1 protein-coding gene is annotated in these 245 nt (G+C 64.5%); it reads right to left on the reverse strand.

Translation table 11 applies throughout. The annotated features are described in order from the left end of the window. Window positions 1–245: ABC transporter substrate-binding protein (locus FNJ47_RS47985; protein WP_236000637.1), on the reverse strand; the 245-nt coding region annotated here is incomplete at both ends.

Below are 245 nucleotides of genomic sequence, written 5' to 3' on the forward strand. Positions count from 1 at the left end.
GGCCAGCAGCGCGTTGGTGCGGGTCAGCGCTTCCGGCATCGGGATCAGGATCATCTTGTCGACCTTTGCAAGTCGCTTCTTGTCCCAATAGTCCGGGTTCTTGGTCAGCTCGGCGAGTTCGCGCGGGGTGAAGCTCGACATCTTCCAGGGACCCGTGCCCGACGCGTCCTTGGCGAACGCGGCCCATGCGGCCTGCGACTTCGCCTTGGCATCGGCGCCCTCGGCCTTGTCGTAGAATTGCTGCC

This window comes from Bradyrhizobium uaiense, from assembly GCF_010811875.1.
Lineage (GTDB): Bacteria > Pseudomonadota > Alphaproteobacteria > Rhizobiales > Xanthobacteraceae > Bradyrhizobium > Bradyrhizobium uaiense.